Annotated in this window: 17 protein-coding genes; 8 read left to right on the forward strand and 9 right to left on the reverse strand. The window is 69.7% G+C overall.

The features are described 5' to 3' along the window. Positions 1–4 precede the first annotated feature (4 nt). The gene (locus tag ACQPZQ_RS20145) at positions 5–1,432 is read right to left on the reverse strand and encodes a GntP family permease (RefSeq protein ID WP_433298100.1); all 1,428 of its coding nucleotides are present in this window, start codon (positions 1,430–1,432) and stop codon (positions 5–7) included. A 481-nt stretch (positions 1,433–1,913) separates the two neighbouring features. Between ACQPZQ_RS20145 and fmdA the strand changes: the two genes are divergently transcribed. Further along, entirely contained in the window at positions 1,914–3,167 is a 1,254-nt protein-coding gene (gene fmdA / locus ACQPZQ_RS20150; RefSeq protein ID WP_433298102.1) for a formamidase, read from the forward strand. 93 nt (positions 3,168–3,260) lie between these two features. Here the strand turns inward: fmdA and ACQPZQ_RS20155 are convergent, their stop codons facing one another. After that, positions 3,261–3,917 carry an alpha/beta fold hydrolase gene (locus ACQPZQ_RS20155; protein WP_433298104.1) on the reverse strand — a complete coding sequence of 219 codons (657 nt, stop codon included), beginning with the start codon at positions 3,915–3,917 and terminating at the stop codon, positions 3,261–3,263. Between the two features lie 100 nt (positions 3,918–4,017). Here ACQPZQ_RS20155 and ACQPZQ_RS20160 point away from each other — a divergent pair, with 100 nt between their 5' ends. Together ACQPZQ_RS20160 and ACQPZQ_RS20165 are read left to right on the forward strand one after the other, a co-directional pair. Further along, positions 4,018–4,458, forward strand: coding sequence for a helix-turn-helix domain-containing protein (locus ACQPZQ_RS20160; protein ID WP_433298106.1), 441 nt, complete (start codon positions 4,018–4,020; stop codon positions 4,456–4,458). Continuing rightward, complete coding sequence (locus ACQPZQ_RS20165) at positions 4,455–5,333, forward strand: alpha/beta fold hydrolase (protein WP_433298108.1); 879 nt, start codon at positions 4,455–4,457, stop codon at positions 5,331–5,333. Before ACQPZQ_RS20160 ends, ACQPZQ_RS20165 begins: the two co-directional genes overlap by 4 nt. Here the strand turns inward: ACQPZQ_RS20165 and ACQPZQ_RS20170 are convergent. Continuing rightward, positions 5,308–5,913: an N-acetyltransferase family protein gene (locus ACQPZQ_RS20170; RefSeq protein WP_433298110.1), complete on the reverse strand. Its 606-nt coding sequence runs from the start codon at positions 5,911–5,913 to the stop codon at positions 5,308–5,310. The two genes, ACQPZQ_RS20165 and ACQPZQ_RS20170, sit on opposite strands and share 26 nt — an antisense overlap. Further along, the gene (locus ACQPZQ_RS20175) at positions 5,910–6,884 is read right to left on the reverse strand and encodes a nuclear transport factor 2 family protein (RefSeq protein ID WP_433298112.1); all 975 of its coding nucleotides are present in this window, start codon (positions 6,882–6,884) and stop codon (positions 5,910–5,912) included. The genes ACQPZQ_RS20170 and ACQPZQ_RS20175 overlap by 4 nt, the downstream gene beginning before the upstream one ends. A 24-nt stretch (positions 6,885–6,908) precedes the next feature. On the opposite strand from ACQPZQ_RS20175, the gene ACQPZQ_RS20180 reads away from it, so the two are divergent. Next, positions 6,909–7,508, forward strand: coding sequence for a TetR/AcrR family transcriptional regulator (locus ACQPZQ_RS20180; RefSeq protein ID WP_433298114.1), 600 nt, complete (start codon positions 6,909–6,911; stop codon positions 7,506–7,508). A 59-nt stretch (positions 7,509–7,567) separates the two neighbouring features. Here ACQPZQ_RS20180 and ACQPZQ_RS20185 read toward each other — a convergent pair whose 3' ends face one another. Further along, positions 7,568–10,282, reverse strand: a complete 2,715-nt coding sequence (locus ACQPZQ_RS20185) for an AAA family ATPase (RefSeq protein WP_433298116.1) — start codon at positions 10,280–10,282, stop codon at positions 7,568–7,570. 297 nt (positions 10,283–10,579) lie between these two features. On the opposite strand from ACQPZQ_RS20185, the gene ACQPZQ_RS20190 reads away from it, so the two are divergent. From ACQPZQ_RS20190 to ACQPZQ_RS20200, 3 genes are all read left to right on the forward strand, one after another. Beyond that, on the forward strand, positions 10,580–13,543 hold the full coding sequence (locus ACQPZQ_RS20190; RefSeq protein WP_433298118.1) for an ATP-binding protein: 2,964 nt from the start codon (positions 10,580–10,582) through the stop codon (positions 13,541–13,543). A 172-nt stretch (positions 13,544–13,715) separates the two neighbouring features. Then, entirely contained in the window at positions 13,716–16,472 is a 2,757-nt protein-coding gene (locus ACQPZQ_RS20195; RefSeq protein WP_433298120.1) for an ATP-binding protein, read from the forward strand. 199 nt (positions 16,473–16,671) lie between these two features. Beyond that, positions 16,672–17,625: an alpha/beta fold hydrolase gene (locus ACQPZQ_RS20200; RefSeq protein WP_433299297.1), complete on the forward strand. Its 954-nt coding sequence runs from the start codon at positions 16,672–16,674 to the stop codon at positions 17,623–17,625. 14 nt (positions 17,626–17,639) lie between these two features. Here ACQPZQ_RS20200 and ACQPZQ_RS20205 read toward each other — a convergent pair whose 3' ends face one another. Then, a complete protein-coding gene (locus ACQPZQ_RS20205) occupies positions 17,640–19,124 on the reverse strand; it encodes a GMC family oxidoreductase (protein WP_433298122.1) in 1,485 nt (494 codons plus the stop codon). 243 nt (positions 19,125–19,367) lie between these two features. Between ACQPZQ_RS20205 and ACQPZQ_RS20210 the strand changes: the two genes are divergently transcribed. After that, a complete protein-coding gene (locus ACQPZQ_RS20210) occupies positions 19,368–19,799 on the forward strand; it encodes an Ohr family peroxiredoxin (RefSeq protein WP_433298124.1) in 432 nt (143 codons plus the stop codon). Between the two features lie 20 nt (positions 19,800–19,819). Here the strand turns inward: ACQPZQ_RS20210 and ACQPZQ_RS20215 are convergent, their stop codons facing one another. From ACQPZQ_RS20215 to sbnA, 3 genes are all read right to left on the reverse strand, one after another. Continuing rightward, on the reverse strand, positions 19,820–20,662 hold the full coding sequence (locus ACQPZQ_RS20215; RefSeq protein WP_433298126.1) for an SDR family NAD(P)-dependent oxidoreductase: 843 nt from the start codon (positions 20,660–20,662) through the stop codon (positions 19,820–19,822). A gap of 110 nt (positions 20,663–20,772) precedes the next feature. Next, positions 20,773–21,261 (reverse strand): universal stress protein, encoded by a 489-nt coding sequence (locus tag ACQPZQ_RS20220; protein ID WP_433298128.1) that lies wholly within the window; start codon positions 21,259–21,261, stop codon positions 20,773–20,775. A gap of 467 nt (positions 21,262–21,728) precedes the next feature. After that, on the reverse strand, positions 21,729–22,715 hold the full coding sequence (sbnA, locus tag ACQPZQ_RS20225) for a 2,3-diaminopropionate biosynthesis protein SbnA (protein ID WP_433298130.1): 987 nt from the start codon (positions 22,713–22,715) through the stop codon (positions 21,729–21,731). Positions 22,716–22,917: the final 202 nt, after the last annotated feature.

Consider the following 22,917-nt stretch of genomic DNA (forward strand, 5'->3'; position numbering starts at 1 on the left):
ACTCCTAGACGATGAGTGCCAGCGGTTGGATCAGCAGGATGGCGACGACGGAGGCGACCGACACCCCGACTGAGCACGTCTTCAATGTTCCTCGCGTCGATTGCCCCATGAGGGACTGCAGTAGCCAGAACGTGTTGCTCGTGACATGCACGGCGAACAGCGAGCCCGCGCCGGCGGCGAGTGCGATCAGCACCGGGTCGAGCCCGATGGCGGGCGCCACCGGCGCGAGGATGCCGGCCGCCGTGATGGCCGAGATGCTCACCGACCCGACGGCGATGTGGAGGGCGGCCGCGATCACCCACACCACTAGCAGCGGAGCCGCCGTGCTCGCCGTGAAGTACTTCCCGAGGATGTCGCCCAGCCCGGCAGCCGAGATGGTGGCGGCCAGGGAGCCGCCCACGCCGGTGAGGATCAGGATCTGTCCGCTCTCGCGGAATCCCGTGGCGATCGACCGCTCCACCCGGTTACGACCCACCGTGTAGCGGGTGACGAGGCTCGTGCCGATCAGCCCGGCGAGGAGCGCGATGACCGGGTCGGCGACGAACGTGACGACCGGGTTCTCGATGCCTGCGACGTCGAGCACGGCACCGCCTCCGATCAGCACGAGCGCCCCGATCAGTGGCATGAACAGCACGATCAGCGAGATGTGACGTCGTTGCTGCACCTCGGGCAGTTCCAGCGCGGTCTGCGTGGCGCCGACGGCCGGCTGCACGGCTTCCGCCGGCTGCGCCGGCTCCTGGGTCCGCTCCCCGGCCTGAGCGCCGGTGGCCTCGTCTACGAACATGCCCGGCTGCTCGTCCTTCGCCGCGTCCCACCAGCCGTGCCGGAACACGAAGGACATGATGGCCACGGACAGAGCGACGGTGGGGATGATCAGGATCAGCCCGAAGATCAGCATCTTGCCCAGCGGCACGCCGAGCAGCCCGGCCAGCGCGACGGTCCCGACACCGGGGACCATCAGCACGATCCCGCACTCGAGGCCGATCGCGAGTGCCGTCGCCATCCGTGCCGTGCCCATGCTGCCGATCCGCGGCGCGAGGTTGCGCGCCAGCGGCGCCGAGATCACGAGCAGGACGTCGAGGAAGATCGACTGCAGGGCCGTGGCGAGGGTGAGGGACAGCGCATACGGCATGCGTTTGGGGCCGAACGTCTTCAGCAGCGTGCTGACCAGCCGCTGGATCGCTCCGGCCTCCTGCAGCATGGAGCCTGTCAGCACACCGAAGGCGATCAGGAGTCCGACCTCGGCCATGATCTCGCCGAACCCGGTGGTGATCGCCTTGACGGTGCCTTCGGCGCCCATTCCCGTGCTCAGCCCGAGGTAGGCGGCCCCGATGATCAACGAGATCACCGGGTTGAGCCGGAACCGGACGATGAGCAGGACAGCTGCTAGTACGGCGACGGCCGTGTTGATGATGATCGCGGTGTCGGACAAGGGTGGTATCCCATCCGGGTGTCGCTCGCCATCGAGCGAGTGCGGGGAGTCGGTCGTCAGGTTCGCCATATGAACACACATCCACGATGTGGGCAACACGCGGGGTACGTATCAACGACGCACCGCTGTGGCGAGTGCCGCGCCGGCCAGACTCGGCGTATCGGACGATCCGGTCGGGATCGGGTCGTTCGTGAGTGAGTAAATCGGGCACCGCTGGATGGGCTGCTCTGATGATCGGCTGATTTCACCTGGATCGGGTGAGGCCCGGCGGTGTCGTGCGGAGAAGCCTGTGTGGACGAAAGGCCGCCGCTGCCCGTGTGCGGCCAGCCGTGCGGAGCCGGTCACGGGCAACGGCCGTGTGACCATCGGAGCGTTGCGATGGCCGACGTGATCCACTCCGCGGTCCCTGCCATCTCGGCGTCCACGGGTCAACGGACACGTTCATTTCTCTTCAGCGAATCGGAGATTACGGAGAGATCCAATGCCCAAGGTCGTGTTCCCGCTGGACAACAGCAAGAGCTTCACCGATCAACAGATCGTCGGTCACAACCGATGGCACCCCGACATCCCCGCGCATGTACGGGTCAAGCCCGGGGACACGTTCAGGGTGGATTGCCGGGAGTGGTTCGACGGCGCGATCCACAACGACGACTCCGCCGACGACGTGTTGAACGCGCCGTTGCCGGGCGTGCACGTGCTGTCCGGACCGATCGAGGTCGAGGGTGCGGAGCCCGGAGACCTGCTGGTGGTGGACATCCTCGACGTCGGGCCGGTGCCGCAGGAGGACTCCGGGCCGCTCGCCGGGCAGGGCTGGGGCTACACCGGAATCTTCGCCACGCAGAACGGGGGCGGGTTCCTGACCGAGCAGTTCCCTGACGCCTACAAGGTGATCTGGGACTTCCGCGGTGGCGTGGCGACCTCCCGGCACATCCCTGGTGTCTCGTTCGTCGGCATCGTCCACCCCGGGCTGATGGGTACCGCACCCTCGGCGAACCTGCTCGCCAAGTGGAACGCACGTGAGCAGGAGCTCATCGACACCAACCCGACCAGGGTGCCACCGCTCGCGCTGCCGCCCCTGCCCGACTCGGCCATCCTCGGGACGCTGGAGGGTGACGAGTTCAACCGGGTCGCCCGCGAGGCCGCCCGCACTGCGCCACCGCGGGAGAACGGTGGCAACCAGGACATCAAGAACTTCACCAAGGGAACCCGGGTCTTCTACCCGGTCTTCGTCAACGGTGCAAAGTTGTCGATGGGCGATCTGCATTTCTCCCAGGGTGACGGTGAGATCACTTTCTGTGGAGCTATCGAGATGGGTGGCTTCATGGATCTCGGGGTCGACGTGATCAAGGGTGGGATGCAGACCTACGGTGTCTCCGAGAACGCGATCTTCATGCCCGGCACCACGGATCCGCAGTTCAGCGAATGGCTGGCCTTCTCGGGTACCTCGGTGACGCTGGAGGGCAAGCAGCACTACCTGGACGCGCAACTGTCCTACCAGCGGGCCTGTCTGCATGCGATCGACTATCTGGTCAAGTTCGGCTACACGCCGGAGCAGGCTTACATGATTCTGGGCGCGTCGCCGATCGAGGGCCGGCTCTCCGGAGTCGTCGACATCCCGAACTCGTGCTCGACGGTCTACATCCCGACCGCGATCTTCGACTTCGACGTCAGCCCGGGCAAGGGCGGGCCGCACCAGGTCGACCCCGGCCAGGGCGTGCCCAAGGCCAGCTTCTGATCTGACACACGGACAACCTTCTGTCCCGGCTCCGGCTTCGGCCGGGGCCGGGACAGGCTCGTCATGCCGCCCGGGCTGCACGTCGCCGGTCGCTCAGGCCTCGCCGAGGAAGGAGCGCACGGCGTCGGCGACGGTGTCCGGAACGGCGACGTGTGCGAAATGCCCCTGACCGGGGATCTCGACCACGGTGGTTGTGGGCAGTTTCTCGGTCAGGAAGCGCGTCGCGTCCACGATCTCGGACGCGGTTGCCGTGCCGATCAGCAGCAGGGGTGGGCTGCGTGATCGTGGTGAACCGATCGAGGTCGTCGACCGCGCCGTCGCTGACGTGCGGCTCGCGTGGCAACGGCGGGACGGTCTCGACCATCCCGGCTCACTTCGGCGTCCGGCGCAGGTCTGCGACGTCGGCCTCCGCCGTGCCCCCCGGCGCGTCAGCATCATCGACAGGGCCCCGTCGTGGTCGCCGGCCGCGACCGCTGCGGTGACGGACGACGTGGCGGCGATCTGACCGGGGTCTGCGCCGCTCACCGGCAGTGGAGGCTCGTACGGAGTCAGCGCGGATCTGTCCGCTCCGGCCGCCGCGCTCGCCGCGGCGACGATCGCGCCGTAGGAATGACCGAACAGCCTCGCCCCTGGTCCGGCGACGGACGGCACGGCGTCGAGGTCGGCCACCTCGGTCGAGAGGTCGTGGTCCTGCGCATCGCCGCTGAGTCCTCTGCCGCGCCGGTCGACGAGTTCCACTGCTGCTGTCACGGAGGCTGATCAACCTGATCGGCGTGTGACCCTGGAATACCGTAACCTTCCCTATCGATCGATGTAATCAGGAAGATTAAGGCATGATACAGTAGTTTTCGTGACGGAGGAGTTGTTCACGGCAGACGAAGTCGCCGACCGGCTGGGTCTGCACGTGCGTACGGTGCGCAACTACATCCGCGAAGGGCGGCTCACGGCCGTGCGGATCGGCAAGCAGTACCGCATCGCGCGGGCAGACCTCGAGGCGTTCACCGGGCGGCCTGCCGAGCCCGCCGTCCGCGACACGGTCGTCCGTCGTCGCCATGTCGGGGTGTCGAGCATCGTGGAGATCGATGCGATCAGCCCCGAGACGGTCAGCCGCCTGAGCACCGTGCTGACCACTGCGACAGCCCATCGCCGCGAGGGCGACGGGCAGTTGCGCCTGAACATCGTCTACGACGAAGAGCGCGCCCACCTGAAGATCGTCGTGCTCGGCAGCTTGTCCACGAGCACGGACATCTTCGGGCTGATCAGCGCCGTGATCGAGGAGCCGGAAACATGAGCGAGATCTACCGGTCGGAAGCCGGGGCCCGCCTGCTGCGCGAGCGCTATCTGAAGGCGCTGGAGCGCTGGCCGGTCGAGAACGAACGGTTCCACGTGCCCACGCGCGAGGGCGAGACCTTCGTCATCGCATCCGGCCCGGCCACCGCACCTGCGCTGGTGTTGCTGCACGGCTCCGGAGGCAACTCGGCGCAATGGATCGGCAGCATCCCGGAACTCGCAACGCATTTCCGGGTGTACGCCGTCGACATGATCGGCGAGCACGGCCTCAGCGCGGCGTCCCGGCCGCCCATGGCGTCCGACAGGTATGCGGTGTGGCTGGATGCGGTACTGGACTTCCTCGGGCTGGAGCAGGTCCGGATCATGGGGATCTCGCTCGGCGGCTGGCTCGCGCTGGACTACGCCACGCGCCGGCCCGGCAGGGTGGAACGCCTGGCGTTGTCGTGCCCGACGGGTATCGGCAGGCAGAAGAAGGGATTCTTGGTCAAGGCCCTTCTGCTGAACTCTCTCGGCCGGTGGGGCCGGCGCAAGACGGTGACAGGGATGCTCGGCGCAGGGTTGTCGACCATGGAGCCCGAGGTCGCCGCGATGATCGTCGAGGAGGTGATGCTCGTTGCGGAGAACTACCGCTACCGCATGGACGAGCTTCCCGTGTTCGACGACGACGCGTTACGACGGCTGACCATGCCCGTGCACGTACTGGTCGGGGAACTGGACGTCATGGTGGATTCCGCGGAGACCAAGCGGCGGCTTGACGGGGCGGTACCGCACGCGACGGTGCGGCTGCTCCCCGGCGTCGGCCATTTCATTCCCGCGCAGCCGGCTGTGGAACTGGGGTTCCTGGCGAGCGTCATTCAGGGGGAGCAACACGCGTGAGTCCTGACGGGCCGGAGGAAGGCGCCCTCAGCGTGAGCCGCATGGAAACCCGATCCTGACCCGGACCGTCATAGTCGCGGTGCACCGGCACGCCGTCGATCTCATAGCCGCTCGGTTCGAGTACGAACCCCATCGCGCGGTGGAACGAGATCGAGCCGGAGTTGGCCGGTGAGGTGACGGCCCGGATGTGGTGGCGTCCCGCGGCGAGTGCTCGTTCGAAGAACGTGGTGTAAAGGCGGTGGGCGACACCGGCGCGCCGTAGGTTCGGGTTCACGCCGACGAAGTGGATGTAGGCCTCCTCCGGGTCACTGGCCGGGTGCAGCCCGATGAGGAAGCCTGCGAGCGCCTCTCCTCGCTCCACGACGAAGCTGGTGTCGCGGAAGAACTCCACGAACAGCCGGGGCAGCAGCAAGGACAGCTGCTCTGCCTCCTGCGGAGTGCGCGAGTCGCCCCACCAGGTCTGGATCGCGCGAACCAAGGCCGCATGGTCGTGGGTACGCACCTGACGCAGGGCGGTGTCGATCACCTCGCCGGTCGGCGTCTGCAACCTCGGGCTGGATGCTTGCTCGGAGAAGGTCATGACCGCTCGGTCTCCTGTCGAGGTCGCTGGAGTCGATCTTCGCGCCGCCGCCCGCGGTGCTCGATGGTGTCACCGTCGGCGAGGACGGCTGCGCCGGCTGTGGCGAAGAGTGCGGCGGCGCCACCGATCATGAGCGCGGCCCCGGCCGCGATGCCGCGCCGCCGTCGTCCGAGCAGGATCGAGGCGACGTCGGCCGCGTCGGCGATCATCCCGAGCCGGAGGCCGGCCCGGGCGGTACGTGGGTCCGAGCTCAGGGTGGCCAGCGCGATGGCGAGCTCACGGGCCCCGAACGCGCGCGCGAGGAACCCCGCGACCGGCGGCTCGCCGTGCGATCCGAGGCAGCGGTAGACAAGCCGAGGGCGAGCCAGGGTGGTCACGCCGACGCAACCGCGAATGACGCCGAGCCACACGGGCAGCGGTCGCCGGAGTTCTGTCCAGCCGAAGGGCGTGATCGAGCGGGCCGGCTCGTCGACGCCGTTGATCGCGTGCCGCCGGCCGAGTAGCGCCCGGCGGGCGGCGAACGGGGCCACACCCGAGCGCCACCATGCGGCCCAGGCCGCCGGCCGTGTGAGCAGTGCCGTGACGAGTGGGGTGGGGTCGAAGAAGGAGTCCCGTCGGGTGACGGTGCCGTCGGGGGTGACGGTGAGTCGGTCAATCGCTCGGAACTCCAGGGGTCGGCCACCGGCGGTCGCCACGCAGTGGATATCGACGTAGATCGTCTCGTCGTCGGCGGCCCACCCGACGATCTCGCCGCGCAGGTCGGGCAGGAACGCCTGGAGCCGGGCGAACTCCTGGTGCCAGTGTGTGCGGCCGACGCCGTCGTCCATGAGCGGCTGGTGCAGGTCCACGTCGTCGGCCAGGAGGTCGTCCCACGCGTGGGGGTCCGGTTGCCGCCAACCTGCGGCGAATCGGCCGACCACCTGCTGATGAACCGCTGACGGGACGGTGGCACTGGTATCCGCGATACTCACAGTATCTAAGGTACTGTCGGTTTCATGCCGGATGTCAAGTCCCAGCGCCTGGAGTACGTCCAGCAGACCAAGGAGTCGATCCTGGCCGCGGCCGAAGCGCTCTTCGTGAGCGAAGGGTTCCGCGCGACGTCGATCGATGCCGTGGGCGCAGCGGCACGGTTCACCAAGGGCGCGGTCTATCGGCACTTCGCCGACAAGGAGGCGCTGTTCCGTGCGGTCTTCGAGCGCGTCGAGACCGACGCCGTCCAACAGGTGATGGCCAGGGCCGAGGCCTGCGCGTCACCGAGCGACGCGGCCCGCGCCGCCCTGGAACGGTTCCTCGAACTCGCCACCGAGACGCGGTTCCGCCGGATCGTCCTCGAGGAGGGGCCGGTCGCGCTGGGGTGGCGCCGCTGGCGCGAGCTCGACCACCAGTACACCGCGCGGTTGCTCGAACGCCTGCTCGACGGCCTCGTCGACGCGGGCGAGATCGCGCCTACGTCGGTGAGCCTGCTCGCGCGGCTCTGTTGCGCGCTGGCCGGTGAGGCCGCAATCCAGGTCGCCGAGGCCGACGACCCCGACCAGGCCCGCGCCGACGCACTCGCAACCATCGGCGCCATGCTCGCCGGCTTGCGTGGCGACTGAGCCGTCGGCCTGGACCTTGGTGCGCTGTCTCCGCGGTGGGACCGGGTGCAGCCGCGTGCTCAGCGGGCGAGCTGCTTACGTGAGGTGATGTCGAGCTTGGAGAAGATCCGCCCGAGGTGCCACTCGACGGTGCGCGGGCTGATGAACAGCCGGGCACCGATCTCGGGGTTGGAGAGTCCCTCACGCACCAGCCCCGCGATCTGGGCCTCCTGCGGCGTGAGCGCTGTGCTCGTCTCGACCGTCCGCTTGCGCGGTGACTCACCGGTGGCCCGCAGTTCGGCGGCGGTGCGCTGGGCGAAGGCCGCGGCGCCGATCGTGGTGAACGTTTCGTGGGCGGCGCGTAGGTGCTCGCGTGCGCCCCGCCGTCGGCCTTCCCGGCGTAGCCATTCGCCGTAGAGGAGGTGGGCGCGGGCGAGTTCGCCGCGGACGCGGGTGCGGTCCAGCCGGTCGATCGCCTCGCAGTAGGCGCTCTCGGCGTCCTCACCGCGGCTCAGCAGCGCGCGGGAGCGGGCCTGGATGCCCAGCGCCCAGCCGGTGCCGCTCGCGCGCGTGACGTCGGCGAGCTGACGGAAAGCGTGGGTGGCGCGTTCCGGCATCCCGCAGCGGGTGGCGGCTTCGACGAGTTCGGCCAACGCGGCCCACGGGGCGACGCCCAGCACCGGCGGCTGATCGGCGGCCTGCTGGGCCGCGGCCAGTGCGTCCTCGTACCGGCAGAGGCTGTTGTCGAGGAGTGCTGCCGCCCATTGGGCTTTGACCAGCCCGTCGCCCTCGCCGCGGCGAAGTACCTCCGCGGTGGTGGCCTCGATCAGTCCACGTGCTTCGGGTTCGCGGCCCTGCCATGCGGCGAGCAGCAGGATGGCGATGGGTGGTGGGGGATGCCCGGTCGCGTCGGTGACCGAGCTCAGCTCCTCACGCAACGAGGTGGCCTCGCTCAGCTGGCCGAGGAAGACGTGCACGCCGATGCGTTGGCTGAGGGCGAGGGGAAGCATGGTCAGGGCGCCTGCTTGGCGTGCGGTGCGGACGAAGCGGGTGGCGAGCAGTTCCCAGGTGTCGTAGTCCCAGAGGTGGGCGGCGGTGATGCAGGCGTGCCAGAGCCAGCGCAGCCCCTCCTGTGGGGAGAGATCGTTCTCGCGGAACGCGCGGAGCGCCCGCTTCAGCGTCGGGGCGGCTGGGGCGTAGCCGTCGTTGAACCGCAGCGCGAGGCCTTGCAGGAGCAGGTCGGGTGGGCGTGGGGTTTGTGACGTGGTGGAGGCGGCACGGGCGGCGTGGGCGGCTTCCTGCACGCTGACGCCGCCGGCGAGCGCGCCGGCGAACATTGCTGCGAGCAGGGCGTCCAGGTACGTCTCGCCGGCGAGTTCGACGTCGAGTTGCTCGAGTTGCTTGGCGGCCTGCAGCAGCAGGGGTGGGGCTTCTCTGCCGCGGTTGAGGGTGAAGGCGATCTGGGCGCGTTGCAGGTCCACCCGGGCGCGCTGGAGTTTGGTCAGGGGGCATGCCTCGGCCAGGGAGAGCAGTTTGAGTGCCGCGTCGGGGGCGCCTGCCAGGTGTGTGGCCTGCGCTGCGGCGAGAGCACGTTGCACCCGGCGGTCCGGGTCGGCGGTCAGCTCGGCGGCCCGTTCGAGGTACGCGGCGGCTGCGGCGAGTCCACCGCGTGCCTGCGCGCGCCCGGCCGAGTGCTCCAGGTCGGCGGCTACCTTCTCGTCCGGTCCCGCTGTGGCCTGCGCGGCATGCCAGGCACGACGATCGAAATCGGCCTCCGGATCGGTGACGTCTGCCAGTGCACGGTGTGCGATCCGCCGTTCCTCGGGCGACGCGGCTCGGTAGATCGCCGAGCGGACCAAGGGGTGGCGAAACCGCACCCGGGGTCCGATCTCGAGCAACCCGGCCCAGGCCGCCGGTGCTGCGGACTCGGCGCCGATGCCCAGGTGTGTTGCGGCGCGCCACAGCAGCACGGGGTCGCCCAGCGGTTCGGCCGCGGCGACCAGCGCCAGCCGCTGCGTCTCGGCCGGGAGAGCCGCGAGCCGTCGCCGGTAGTTCTCCTCGATCTGCCCGGCGAGCGTGCCGGTGCCACTCACGACGACACCGCCTGCCAGCTCTGCCGGTGTCAACCCACGCGGCAGCTCCAGCAACGCCAGCGGATTACCCCTGGTCTCGGCCACGATCCGGTCACGCACACGCTCGTCCAGCGGCCCGCGCAACGTCGAGCACAACAGCTCCCGCGCATCGGCATCGGGCAACCCCGCGACCACCAGCTGCGCCAGGCCTGCCAGCTCCGCCGCCTCGCCGTCACGCGCCGCGAAGACAACCCCCACGGACTCCGCCATCAGGCGGCGGGCGGCGAACGCCAGCGCCTGCGCCGAGGCGTGGTCGAGCCACTGGGCGTCATCCACCACACAGATCAGCGGCTGTCCATCGGCAGCCTCGGCCAGCAGGCCCAGCACGGCCAGACCCACCAGGAATCGATCCGGCGGATCTCCGCCGCTGAGCCCGAAAACCGTGGACAGCGCATCACGCTGTGGCAACGGGAGCCGGTCGAGCCGGTCGAGCATCGGGATGCACAGCTGGTGAAGGCCGGCGAACGCCAGCTCCATCTCCGACTGGATCCCCGTGGCGTGGGCCATTCGGCAGTCAGATGTCCGCCTGGTCAGATACTCCAGGAGCGCCGTTTTGCCCACACCCGGTTCACCCCGCAGCACGAGTGCCCGGCCCTCGCCGGCCCGAACAGCATCGACGAGCTGATCGAGCGCCTCACGTTCGCTGCGCCGGTCTCGCAACACCGGGGCTACACCGTCACCGGGGCCTGCCTTCGCCGCACCATCGGGGGAGTATCCGTGAGCGACGATCCGGACGCCATCCCCCGAGTTCGGCGGCGTGCCGGCACGCACAGCAGAGCGCGCCGACGGAGCGTGAGTTCGCGCATCCCGGGCGCCGCCATTCACGGGTGTCTGCCCGGGAGTCGCCCGGGGTCGAGGTGAGCCGGAACGCGCGACAGTGCGTCAAAGGGCCGAATCCGCCAGAGGGACCGCGGCCCAGGCGCCGGACGCATCGTCGCCGTCCACAGTCGGGAGCTCACCATGTCGTCGAAGTCCAGCGAGCCGGGCCGGCATCGTGCGCTTCTCACCGCCGTCGATGCCAGTGGCGGTGCGGCGCCGGCACCCGACGGGCGGGTGGCATACGCCAGGTGGTCCCGCACCGCTGCCGAGGCGGTCGACGAGGGCCGGTCGCTCCGGCCGACGGTCGCGCCGGAGAACGGGCGCGCCGCCGGCTCGTCGACGGTGCGCGAGCACAGCACCGCGTTCGTCGGACGTGCCGCGGAGCTCGCCGCATTGCGCTGCATGCTCGACTCTGCGCTGGCCGGTGAGGGCTCGGCGCTGGTCATCCGCGGTGAGCCGGGAATCGGCAAGTCCGAGCTCCTGCGGACGTTGCGGGTCGAGGCGGAGCTCCGCGGCGTGTCGGCGCTGGTCTCGAGTGGCGTGGAGGCGGAGGACCGGTTCCCGTACGCCGCGCTGCACCAGCTTCTGTATCCCCTCGCGGGGCTGCTGAAGCGGCTGAGCCCGGCCCAGCGTCGCGCGCTGCTCGGTGCCTTCCGGGCCGAGGAGATGCAGGAGGACAAGTTCACGGTTGCGCTCGCCACGTTCGAACTGCTTGCGGAGGCGGCCGCCGCACGACCCGTTCTGCTTCTCGTCGACGATGCTCAGTGGCTGGACGAGTTGAGTGCGGAGGTCCTCGGCTTCGTCGCGCGCAGGCTCGGCGGCCACCGGATCTTCGCGGCGGTCGCGGCCCGGTCCGGCCACGGGAAACCGCTGGGGCGTAGCGGCCTACCCGAGCGCGCGCTGTCCCGGCTCTCGCCGGACGAGGCAGAGCGGCTCCTGACCGCGCAGGCGCCCGACCTCGACGCCGGCGCGCGGACGGACATCCTCACCCAAGCCGCAGGACACCCGTTGGCGCTCGTCGAGCTTCCCAGGACGAACCCGAGCGCACGAACGCTGCTGCCCGGCAACTGGAGCGTTGTCCCGCTCACCGAAAGCCTCGAACGGACCTTCGCGGGGCGCCTCCGAGAACTTCCCGCGGACGCGCGCGCCTTCCTGCTCGCCTTCGCAGCCGACACCGCGTGCGGCCTCCGGGTCGTCATGGACGCGGCGTCGATGATCTCACCGGAGCCGGTGACCGCCGACGCCGTCCAACAGGCCGTCGACGCCGGCATCGTCGAGTACGCCGATGCCGGTCTTCGCTTCTCGCATCCGCTGATGCGGTCGGCGATCTACTCGACCGCAGGCCTCCACGACCGGCTCGCCACCCATCGGGCACTCGCCACGGCGATGCGCCGGCGTCCCCGACAGGCGATCTGGCACCGTGCCGCCGCCGCGCTCGGCCCGGACGATCAGCTCGCGGAGGAGCTGGAGCAGTTGGCCTGCGCGGCGAGTGGGCGGCAGGCGGCGACGGTCGCGCTGACCGCCCTGCAGCGTGCGGCCGCACTCGCGTCGGATACGGAACGCCGAAGCGCCCTGCTCGTGCGCGCCGCCGAACTGGCCGCCGAGGTCGGTGCCCACAGCGAGGCCCGGGCGCTGCTCGACGAGGCAGACCCGGGTGAGCTGAGCACGGTCGGGCGCGCGCGACTACTGAACGTCGCCGAGGTCGTGGCGTTCGATCCGCACGACGGTGACCGGTGGATCGCACAGCTGACACGGGCCGCGGGCACGGCGAGCGGGGCGGGTGAGCACGAACTGGCGGGCAGCCTGTTGTGGCGCGCTGCCACGCGATGCTTCTTCCAGGGCGCGTCGCCGTCGGCGCGATCCGAGATCGTCGCGCAGGCCGAGGCGCTCGACTCCGTCGAGCAGAACCCCCTGGCGTTCGCCGTTCTCGCCTACGCCTCGCCCGAGCGCTGTGGACGGGACGTCCTCGATCGTCTCCAGAGGCTGAACGGCCGGGAACTCGACGTCGACGACCTGCGGTTCCTGGGCAGCGCGCACCTCGTCCTCGGTGACTTCCCCCGATGCGTCGACCAGCTCACGCGGGCAGCCGACGTGTGCCGGATCCAGGAGCGGACCGGAATGCTCGCCAGGATGCTCGGTGCGAACGCATACGTGCGGATATGGCTCGGAGACCTGGACCGCGCCCACGCCGAGTCCGAGGAGGCCCACGGCATCGCCCGGAAGAACGGCGAGCACTTCACCGCAGCCGCCACCCGTACCAACATCGCGCTGGTCAGTGCGCTGCGAGGAGACCAGCACACCGCACAGCGACAGCTCGACAACATCGCATCCAGCCGGCTGGTGCCGGGGATGCGCTACATCCTCGCCGGAGCCCGGCACGCCCGTGGCCTGCTCGCACTGCTCGACGGGCGTCCCACCGAGGCGTTCGAACACCTGGCAGCCACGTTCGACGTCGACCAGAATTGCTACCACCCGGTCATCCGCTGGTGGCTCGCGCCGGATCTGGCCGATGCCGCCGTCGCCTCCGGCAACACAGCGCGCGCCCGGGAGCTACTCGCGGACCTGCCGGCGCTGGCCCACCGGCTGCCCACGCCGATGCTGCTCCTCGCGACGAGCTACACCGCGGCCGTCCTGGCCGCGGAATCGGAGGAGGACGACCGGTACCAGGAGGCTCTCGACGGGGAAGTCGGTGGCTGGTCCCTGTACCGCGCCCGCCTGCACCTGCACCACGGCAAGCGCCTGCGGCGCCGTCGGCGACCGTTGGACGCCAAGGAGCCGTTGCGGCGGGCACGCAACGTCTTCGACGAGCTCGGGCTCAGGCCGTGGGCCGACGAGGCTCGCGCGGAGCTGCGAGCGACGGGGGAGGCCACCTCCCGGCGAACAGTGGAGATCGGTGGGCAGCTCTCCGCCCAGGAACTTCAGATCGCCACGCTCGCCGCGGACGGCCTCACGAACCGGCAGATCGCCGAGCGCCTCTATCTGTCGCACCGAACGGTGGGGTCCCACCTGTATCGCATTTATCCACGTCTCGGCATCGCGAACCGAGCGCAACTGCGCAATGCCCTCGACCGCGCCGGATGTGCGGGCGCGGAGGAGTCCGCATAGCAACGGATTCGTCGAAATGAAACTCGCGTGAGAACGAACGGATTGATTCAGGTTCCTGTCGACGTTCATCGTCGGTCGTCGCCTTGTTCCAAGGCGGCGGTACGGTTGACGAAAACGCGTACCGCATCGTGCGGCGGTCAGTGGATGAACGGACAGGTAGGAGTGCGGGCGAATGCCGCTTTTCGGGCGGGACGTGGAGACGAGCTGCCTGGCCGAGCTGATCGACGGAGTGGGGACGCGAGGCGGCGCTCTGATCGTGCGGGGGGAAGCCGGCATCGGGAAGTCGGCTCTGCTCAGCGAGGCGGCCCGGCGCGTCGCCGGTTCGGGCATACGCATGCTCTCCACCACAGGGGTGGAGTGCGAACAGCATCTGCCCTACGGCGGGTTGCACCAACTCCTGCGCCCGATCCGAGCCGGTATCAACACCCTCCCCGGCCCGCAGAGCGATGCACTCCGTGCCGCGCTGGGGCTCGCGGATGAGGCAGTGCCGGACGTCTACCTCGTCGGGCTCGCCGTACTGAACCTGCTGGCCGACGCGGCTGCCGACACCCCGCTCGTGCTCATCGCCGAGGACGCCCACTGGCTGGACCGCTCCAGCGCCGACGTACTCGCCTTCGTGGCGCGCCGTCTCGAAGCCGAGCCCATCGTATTGATCGCGACCATGCGTGACGGCGCCGCGTCGCGCCTGGATGACGCAGGCCTGCCGTCGATGCGGGTCGAGCGGCTACCGGAGGACACCGCGGCCGCGCTTCTCGACGCGGCCGCGCCCGGCCTTGCGCCGGCGGTACGGTCGCGGTTGCTGAAGGAGGCGGCCGGCAATCCGCTGGCGCTGACCGAGCTGCCCGCCACCGTGCAGTGCCTGGGTGGTGCCGATGCGATGCTGCCGGCCGTCCTGCCGCTGACCGCACGCCTCGAACGGGCATTCACCGCCCGGGTGGCGGGACTACCCGGCGACACCCGCGCGAGCTTGCTGATCGCCGCGCTCAACGACAGCGGATCCCTCGCCGAGACGCTGGATGCCACGGCGTCGACACTCGGAACCGCCGTCGGCGTTGCGGTGCTGACCCCCGCTGTCGAAGCCCGGTTGATCGAGCTCGGTCCGAGCACGCTGACCTTCCGGCACCCGCTGATGCGCTCCGCGATCCCGCAGGCCGCCGACGCGGGCGAGCGGCATGCGGCCCATCGGGCGTTGGCCGAGACCTTGTGCGGGCAACCGGACCGGCGGGCCTGGCACCGGGCGGCCGCCACCGCGGGTACGGACGAGGGTGTCGCCTTCGAGCTGGAGCAGGCCGCTGACCGGGCACAACGCCGGGGTGGGGTGGCCGCCGCCATCGCGGCCCTGGAGCGCTCGGCGGGGCTGAGTGACGCACCCACCCGCCGTGCCGAACGGCTCCTGCGAGCAGCCGACCTCGCGGTCGAGTCCGGCCGCAAGGACGTCGTCGAGCACCTGTTGGCTCAGGTCTCCACGTTGGAACTCACAGCGCAGCAACGCGCCCGGGCCACCTGGCTGCGCAGCGGTTTCGACGACGGGATGCGCGATGGCTTCGCCAGGCCGCTGGAACTCGCGAGCCTCGCCGAGGCGGTCGCCACCGACGGGGATGTCGATCTGGCCACCCGCATTCTCTGGGGCGCAGGGATGCAGTGTTTCTGGACGGAGCCGGGATCGGCGGCGCGTGAGCACATCGTGGCGGTGGCGGACCGGCTGCCCATCGACGACGCCGATCCCCGCATGGTGGCGATCTCGGCCTACGTCGCCCCGATCGAGCGTGGCGGAACGGTCGTGACAGCCCTGCGCGAACTGGCGGGCCGCTCCGGCGGGGATCCTCAGGTGCAGCGCTTTCTCGGCAGCGCCGCGTTGCAGGTCGGGGCGTTCGACCTGTCGGCACGGTTCTCCGCCGGCGCGCTGTCCGGCTTGCGTGCGCAGGGCAGGCTCGGGTTGCTGACCAGGGCGCTGGCCGTTCAGGCGTGGAGTTCGGTGCGCCTGGGCGACCTCGCGGTGGCGTTGCCGGCGGCGGAGGAGGCCGGCAGGCTCGCCCAGGAGACCGATCAGCCGTTCATGTACGGGCTGGCCAGGGCCGTCGAAGCCGAGATCGCGGCGCTGCGTGGCACCTACGATTCGGCCACGGTGCTGGCCGCGGAGGCCGAGCGGGTGGGCCTGGCCGCAGGGGCCCGTCCGGTGCTGGCCACGGTGCAGGTGGCGCGCGGCCTGACCGCATTCGGCGAAGGCCGCTACGCCGACGCCTTCGCGGACCTGCGGCGGATGCACGACCCCGCCGACCCGGCCTACCAGCTCGCCCTGCACTGCTACGCCATCGCGGAACTGGCGGAGGCGGCCATCCGCACGGGCGAGGCCGACGCGATGCGCGAGATCCTGCGTGAGCTGGAGACGTTCGCGCCGACGACGTCGTCACCGGCGCTGCACATCGGCCTGCGCTACGTGCGGGCCGTTCTTGCGCAGGGTGACGAGGCCGAGGATCTGTTCAAGGCTGCGCTCGGAGCCGACCTCACCGGATGGCCGCTCGAGCGCGGGCGCGTCCTGCTCGCCTTCGGAGAGTGGCTGCGGCGTCAGCGGCGCGCGGCCGAGTCCCGTGTGCACCTGCGGGCAGCCCGCGAGACGTTCGACGCCGTCGGGGTGATCCCGTGGAGCGAGCGGGCACGCGCGGAGCTCCGCGCTTCGGGCGAGGCGAGCCCGAACCGCAGTCCGAACGCCCACGACCAGCTCACCGCGCACGAGCTGAGCATCGCCCAGCTGGCCGCCGACGGGCTGACCAACCGGGAGATCGGCCAGCGGCTCTATCTGTCTCACCGGACGGTGAGCACGCATTTGCACCGAATCTTCCCCAAGCTCGGTGTCAGTTCTCGTGCCGAGCTCGGGGCTGCGCTCCGGCCGTCCGCCGAAGCGCCCGGCACGTCGACGGCGGCGAGTTGACGTACACCGACAGCGTCATCCGACGGTAGCGAATTCGGCTGACCTGTACCTATGGTCACTTGTGTGTCACACACCGAATTCAGACTGTTTCCGTGGCGATGACGTCCGGGGCGGGAGCGGTAGTTGCGGATCGGGGTTCGGGGTGCTGAGCAGGAGAGCGTTTTCGCGGGCTGTGGCCGCAGCTGTGACGTCCGCGTCGATTGCGTCGGTCACCGGTTGTGCGGAGGCTCAACCGACGCCGCCGAATCCGCCGACGCATACGTCGTTCAGTTCGGTGAAGCAGGTGGAAGCCGGAGTCCTGAACATCGGATACGCAGAAGCCGGGCCTGCCGACGGTCCTGCGGTCATTCTCCTGCACGGCTGGCCCTACGACATCTACAGCTACGTGGACGTCGCCCCGGTACTGGCGTCGGCAGGCTACCGTGTGATCGTCCCCTACCTGCGCGGCTACGGATCGACGTCCTTCCTGTCGCCGGTGACGTTCCGCAACGGGCAGCAGACGGCCGTGGCCACCGACATCATCGCGCTCATGGACGCCCTCGATATCGACAAGGCGATCCTCGGCGGTTTCGACTGGGGATCCCGGACAGCCTGTGTGATGGCGGCGCTGTGGCCCGAGCGCTGCAGGGCACTCGTGTCCGTGAGCGGCTATCTGATCACCAGTCTCAAGGCGAACCTGGAGCCGCTGCCGCCGGCAGCGGAGCTGGGATGGTGGTACCAGTACTACTTCGCCACGGATCGCGGCGTGCGTGGCTACAGCAGGAACAGGCACGACTTCAACAAGCTGATCTGGAAGACCGCTTCGCCCACGTGGAACTTCGATGACGCCACGTTCGAGCGCACCGCGGCATCCTTCAGCAATCCGGATCACGTCGGCATCGTCATCCACAACTACCGCTGGCGGCTGAGCCTGGCCAAGGGCGACCCGCAATTCGACGCGCTCGAGCAGAAACTCGCCGGAGCTCCGGTCATCGCGGTGCCGACGATCACGATCGCGAGTGATTTCGACGGAGCCGCCGCCGACGGGGCCGCGTACCGCAAACAGTTCTCCGGCAAGTACTCGCACCGGGTGCTGAAGGGCATCGGGCACAACGTGCCTCAGGAGGCGCCGCAGGAGTTCGCCCAGGCCGTCATCGACGTCGATCGTTCCTGATCGGGGGCGCAGGGTCATTCCTGGATCAGGCTCGCCGCTCGCTCGGCTATGGCCACGACGGTGGCGAGGGTGTTGGCGGAGGGGATCGAGGGCATCACAGAGGCATCCGCGACACGCAGGCCGCTGATTCCCCGAACGCGCAGGTCGGTGTCGACGACGGACATCTCGTCGCTGCCGATACGGCAGGTGCCCACGGGGTGGTAGTAGGACTGTGTAGCGGCCCGCAGGTACTCGCGCGAGGTGGATCCATCGACGCCCGGGCCCGGCGCCACCTCGGCGTCGCGCCAGCTGCACAGCGAGCTCTGGTTTCCGATCTCCCTGGCGAGCCGGAGTCCGGTGACCATCATCTCGAGGTCATGACTGTCGCCGAGGTAGTTCGGATCCAGCAGCGGCGCCGCGTCGGGCCGTGCACGTGCCAGCCGCACCGACCCGCGGCTGCGGGGTGCCATCGCGGAGAACGCGATCATGTACTGGTCGTCGACACCGGGCTGCGGTGTCACGAAGAAGGCCTGCAGGTCAGGAGCGTCCACGTCGGCGGCGCTGCGCATCAGCCCGAGCACTTCGATGTGGTTGTTGACTCCCGTCGGGACTGACCGGGCGGCGCTGTAGATCACCCCGGAAACCGGGTGGTCGTGCAGGTTCTCGCCGACGCCCGGGAGATCCACGACGACGTCGACCCCGACCTGTTGCAGGTGTGCCTGCGGCCCGATGCCGGACAGGAGCAGCAGATGGGCCGTCCCGATGGTTCCTGCGGTGAGCACCACCTCGCCCGAGCAGTCGGCCGAGATCAGCCCGCCGCCTGCGGTGTAGTCGACTCCCACGCACGTCCCGTTCTCGACGCGGATCCGATGCACCAGTGCGTCGGTGACGACGTCGAGATTGGGCCGCTCGGCGACCGGCCGGAGATAGGCATCCGCCACGCTCTGCCGGGCACCCCCGACGATGTTCAGGTCGGTCCAGCCGAATCCTTGTTCCAGTCCGCCACTGATGTCGGTGGCCTTCAGGTGTCCGGCCTCCAGGGCGGCCTCCAGCCCGGCAGCGGCGAGCGGGTGGGGCTGTGCCGCCGGCGCGACGACCAGCGGTCCGTCCACCCCCCGAACGTCCGCCGCACGACCTGTGGCGCTCTCGCTGCGACGGAAGAACGGCAGCAGGTCGTCGAATCCCCACCCCGGCGCCCCAGCGGCCGTCCAGGCGTCATAGCTCGAACGGTGCCCCCGTGCGAAAACCATCCCGTTGATGGTCGACGAACCACCCACCGCCCGCCCACGCGGGACCTGAACGACCGTGCCGGTGCCCGGTTGCTCGACGGTGACGCTCTTCCAGTCGGCCGAGCCCCCCAGCAGCGTGATCCACGCAGGCGGCGTGGCCATCTCGGGCAACGGGTGACGGGCGCCGGCTTCCACGAGGAGCACGCGCGAATCCGGGTTCGACGAGAGGCGCGTGGCAACCACACATCCAGCTGTGCCGCCTCCCACAACGACGTAGTCATAACTAAACATGAATGCGCACCCGCCCCCACAGCTCGCATCTGATGCCTCGCGTCGTCGGCTGCGCGGGCACCGGTGCACCGTAGATGCAGATGGGCTCGCGCCCGCAACTGCCGGGTTCCGCTGTCGGTGTACGTCACTTCGTGGGGTGCCCTTACGCCGACAGCGTCATTCGACGGGCGCAGCACCGGGCAATGCTGCCTACGGTCGGAAAGGTCTGTTCCCCGGACCAACCCGACAAAGAGGGAATTCGCCGTGACCGAGACCACGTACACCGCTGTCGTCACCGCCGCCGGAGAGGGCCGCAACGGAGGCCGCGCGCTGTCCGATGACGGTCTCCTCGACGTCACTCTCGCCATTCCGAAGGCGATGGGCGGAGTCGGCGGAGCCACCAATCCGGAGCAGCTTCTCGCCGCGGGTTGGGCGTCGTGTTTCCTCGGGGCGGTCAAACGCGTCGCCGCACAGAAGAAGGTGCCGGTGAAGAACCTGGCGGTGATCGCGGATGTCACCCTGCACCACGACAGGCAACTGGACGAGTTCCTGCTCAGCGCGGCGCTGCACATCGAGCTCAGCGGCGTCGACCAGCAGACCGCGGATGAGCTCGGCGCGGGCGCCCACCAGATCTGCCCCTACTCGAAGGCCACCCGTGACAACGTTCCGGTCACCATCGACGCGACCGTCGTCTGAGCCGCTTGCCCTGCCGGACCTCAGCCGTGATCCGGTGTCGTGTCCGCGTGCCAGAGGTCCGGGCCGCCGAGTCCGTGCTCGTCGTTCCAGGCGACGGCGTCGATCGCCGAGGCCGTCTGCCCTGTCCCGCCGCGCTGTGCTGCGAGGTGCAACGCGGCCGGGACGATGTGCTCGGGGCGCAGGTAGGGCGGGTTCACGAACCCGGTGGCGGCGCGCGCGGCGGCCATCTCGGCCGAACCCGTCGTCATCGTCGGACCGGGGATCAGGACGTTCGCTGCAATGTCATGGCCGCGCAACTCCTCGGCGAGGGAGAGGATCATGCTGGCGAGCGCGGACTTGGACGCCTCGTAGGGCTGGTTCAGCCCCGCCGAACGGGAGGCCTGCCACACACCGGGCGTCACCGACTGTGTCATCGCGCCGATCGTGCCGATGGCGATGATGCTCCCGCCGCCCGCCCCGATCAGCAGCGGAACGAACCGGCGGATGACGGTGAGGGTTCCGAGGACGTTGACCTCGAACATCGCCCGCCAGTCGGCGTCGCTCGCGTCGAGCACCGTGGACAGCCCGGTGGGCTCGAACAGGCTCCGCTGACGCAGCGCGGCATTGCTGACGACCACGTCGACGCGGCCGAACCGGTCGAGCGCGGCGTCCCGGGCCGCCGCAATGCTGGTGCTGTCGGTGACGTCGGCGGCGACGGTCAGGAGCCGGCGAGGGTCGGGCTCGTCGAACGGCTCCACGCCTCCCGGGTCACGATCCACGGCGATGACGGCGGCGCCCTCGTGCAGGAACCCGTTCGTCAGGGCTCGCCCGATGCCCCGGGCAGCCCCGGTGACGAGCACGATCGAGTCGGACAGCTCTGTCACAACGCATCTCCTTCACCGCGGTCCTTCGCGACGACATCGGATCAGGACGGCGGTGCCCCCGTCACCCCCTTCCGGTCAGCTCCGGCTGACGCGAACGAGGCGGGCGCAGGTCAGGTGTTGTTCTCGGCGTGCCGCCCGACGAGCAGTGGGCACGGGGTGTTGTGGAGCAGGTGCTTCATCGTGCTCCCCAGCAGGGCTTCTCGTAGCGCGCTGTGCCCGTGGCGGCCGACCACGAGCGTGGCGGCGTCGACATCCCGCGCCACCTGGACGAGCGTCTCGCCCACGGTCAGTTCGTCGGCGACGGCCATGGCCTCGGCCGGCATCCCGAGCGAGGTGGCGATCCCCGCGCCCTTCCGGGCAAGCTCGAGGGCGTTGCTGTAGACGGCCTCGTCCAGTTTCGCGGCCGACCGCAGGTCGAACTGTGCGGGCGGAAGGTCGAGCCCGGTGCTCGGGATCGTGGCGTAGTCGTAGGCGACACCCGCCTCCCACACCACCACGACGAGACCGGGCCGCGGTGCCAGGAGCTCCGCAGCCTCCTGCAGGGCACGCAGGGCGGCAGGGGAGCCGTCGAAGGCGATCACGACCGGACGAGAAGGCATGGAGCGGAGTTCCCCGCAGTGGCCGCCGCAACCGGGTTCGGGCAGTTCAGCCCACGATCGTGGCGCCGAATCGACAACGGTGAATCGGCCACCTCGACCAGGTCGGCGCACGGGTTGCTCGCCGGCTGCCGGACCCTGACGGTCTGGGGTCGCGGGCTCGCCACGTACCAGCCCATGGACGCAAGGATCAGCCGGGTTCGAACTGCCTGAACCGGCGCAGGCAGCACGGCGCGTGGGCGGCCGGACCCGTTGATCACCGGTTCGGGCGCCGGAGCTGTGTATGACGTGGTCGAGGGTCCCGGTTTGGCGATCATGACGGTACGGCGTGCCGGCCGGTGCCGGACATGGCGAGGGCGCCGGGGAGCTGTCGACCCCCGGCGCCCCTGCGTGATTCTCGAGGTGAAGGCGTCCCTCATCCACTGCGATCCGAGCCTGAGCGTGACCTGCCACCGGCGGCCGGCGACAGGTCAGGCGGCCGAGTAGAGCGTGGCGTGGTCGTCGGACTCGAGTGCGTCGCTGCCGTAGAGCTCGTGGACCCAGTTGGTTTGGTAGACGGTGTCGAGGTAGCGCTCACCCATGTCGGGGGCGAGTGTCACGGCGGTCATGTCGGGCGTGCCGTGCTGCTCGAGCCAGCGGACCGCTCCGGTGACCTGGGTGCCGGTGGAGCCGCCGAACAGGAACCCGCGCTTGGCCAGTCGGTGGCAGGTGCGGACGGTGTCGGCTTCGTCGACCATGACCACCTCGTCGACGTAGGACTCGTCCAGCAGCGGCGGCCGCACGCCCATGCCCAGGCCCGGGATCATCCGGCGCCCGCTCGGGCCGCCGAAGGACACCGACCCGACACTGTCGACCGCGACGATCCGCACCGGGCGGTGCCACTCCTTGAAGAAACGAGCGCAGCCCATGAGGGTGCCGGTGGTGCCCGCACCGACGAACAACACGTCCAGCTCCGGGAACTGGCGGGCGATCGCCGGAGCCGTCCGGCGGTAGTGCGCGCCCCAGTTGGCCGGGTTGGTGTACTGGTTGAACCACACGTAGCGCTCGTCGGAGGCGCACAGCGCACGGACGTAGTCGATCCGGGCCCCGAGGTAGCCGGTGGTCGGGTGGGGCTCGGTGATGATGTGCACCTGGCTGCCCAGCGCCTCCATCAAACGGCGGGTGGCGAGGTTGCAACGGGAGTCGGTCACGCAGATGAACCGGTAGCCCTTGCTGGCCGCGAGCATGCTCAACGCCACACCGAGGTTGCCCGACGAGGACTCGATCAGAATCGACCCAGGGCGCAGTACCCCGTCCCGCTCCGCCGCCTCGACCATCTCGGTGGCCGCCTTCACCTTCACCGAACCGGCGAAGTTAAATCCCTCACACTTCAGGAAGAGCTGCTGACCGAAGATGGACTTCACGTCGACATAGAGCTCGTCTTCGTTGAACTGGTGAGGAGCGGAAATGACTGGCATCTGGGTCCCCCTCGTCAATGCTGGCGGCCACTCGGCGCCTGCAGGTTTCAACGACTATCCCGCGCAACCGGTTCAACCCGCCGGGGATTCCCTCCGGGTTTTCGTGGCCGAAGCCGCGGGATGTGTGGCGAAGACGACAGTGAAAGTGGGAACTGCGCCGTGTCCACCACACCCGTTGTGACTGGTGAGGGACTGTGAGACG

Origin of the sequence: Pseudonocardia sp. CA-142604, assembly GCF_050948475.1 — a bacterium.
In the GTDB taxonomy this organism is placed as follows: Bacteria; Actinomycetota; Actinomycetes; order Mycobacteriales; family Pseudonocardiaceae; genus Pseudonocardia; species Pseudonocardia alaniniphila.

Coding starts and splice junctions, on each gene's coding strand:
- fmdA (WP_433298102.1), top strand. CDS start 1,914: ATGCCCAAGGTCGTGTTCCCGCTGGACAACAGCAAGAGCTTCACCGAT.
- ACQPZQ_RS20165 (WP_433298108.1), top strand. CDS start 4,455: ATGAGCGAGATCTACCGGTCGGAAGCCGGGGCCCGCCTGCTGCGCGAG.
- ACQPZQ_RS20170 (WP_433298110.1), bottom strand. CDS start 5,913: ATGACCTTCTCCGAGCAAGCATCCAGCCCGAGGTTGCAGACGCCGACC.
- ACQPZQ_RS20180 (WP_433298114.1), top strand. CDS start 6,909: ATGCCGGATGTCAAGTCCCAGCGCCTGGAGTACGTCCAGCAGACCAAG.
- ACQPZQ_RS20190 (WP_433298118.1), top strand. CDS start 10,580: ATGTCGTCGAAGTCCAGCGAGCCGGGCCGGCATCGTGCGCTTCTCACC.
- ACQPZQ_RS20195 (WP_433298120.1), top strand. CDS start 13,716: ATGCCGCTTTTCGGGCGGGACGTGGAGACGAGCTGCCTGGCCGAGCTG.
- ACQPZQ_RS20205 (WP_433298122.1), bottom strand. CDS start 19,124: ATGTTTAGTTATGACTACGTCGTTGTGGGAGGCGGCACAGCTGGATGT.
- ACQPZQ_RS20220 (WP_433298128.1), bottom strand. CDS start 21,261: ATGCCTTCTCGTCCGGTCGTGATCGCCTTCGACGGCTCCCCTGCCGCC.
- sbnA (WP_433298130.1), bottom strand. CDS start 22,715: ATGCCAGTCATTTCCGCTCCTCACCAGTTCAACGAAGACGAGCTCTAT.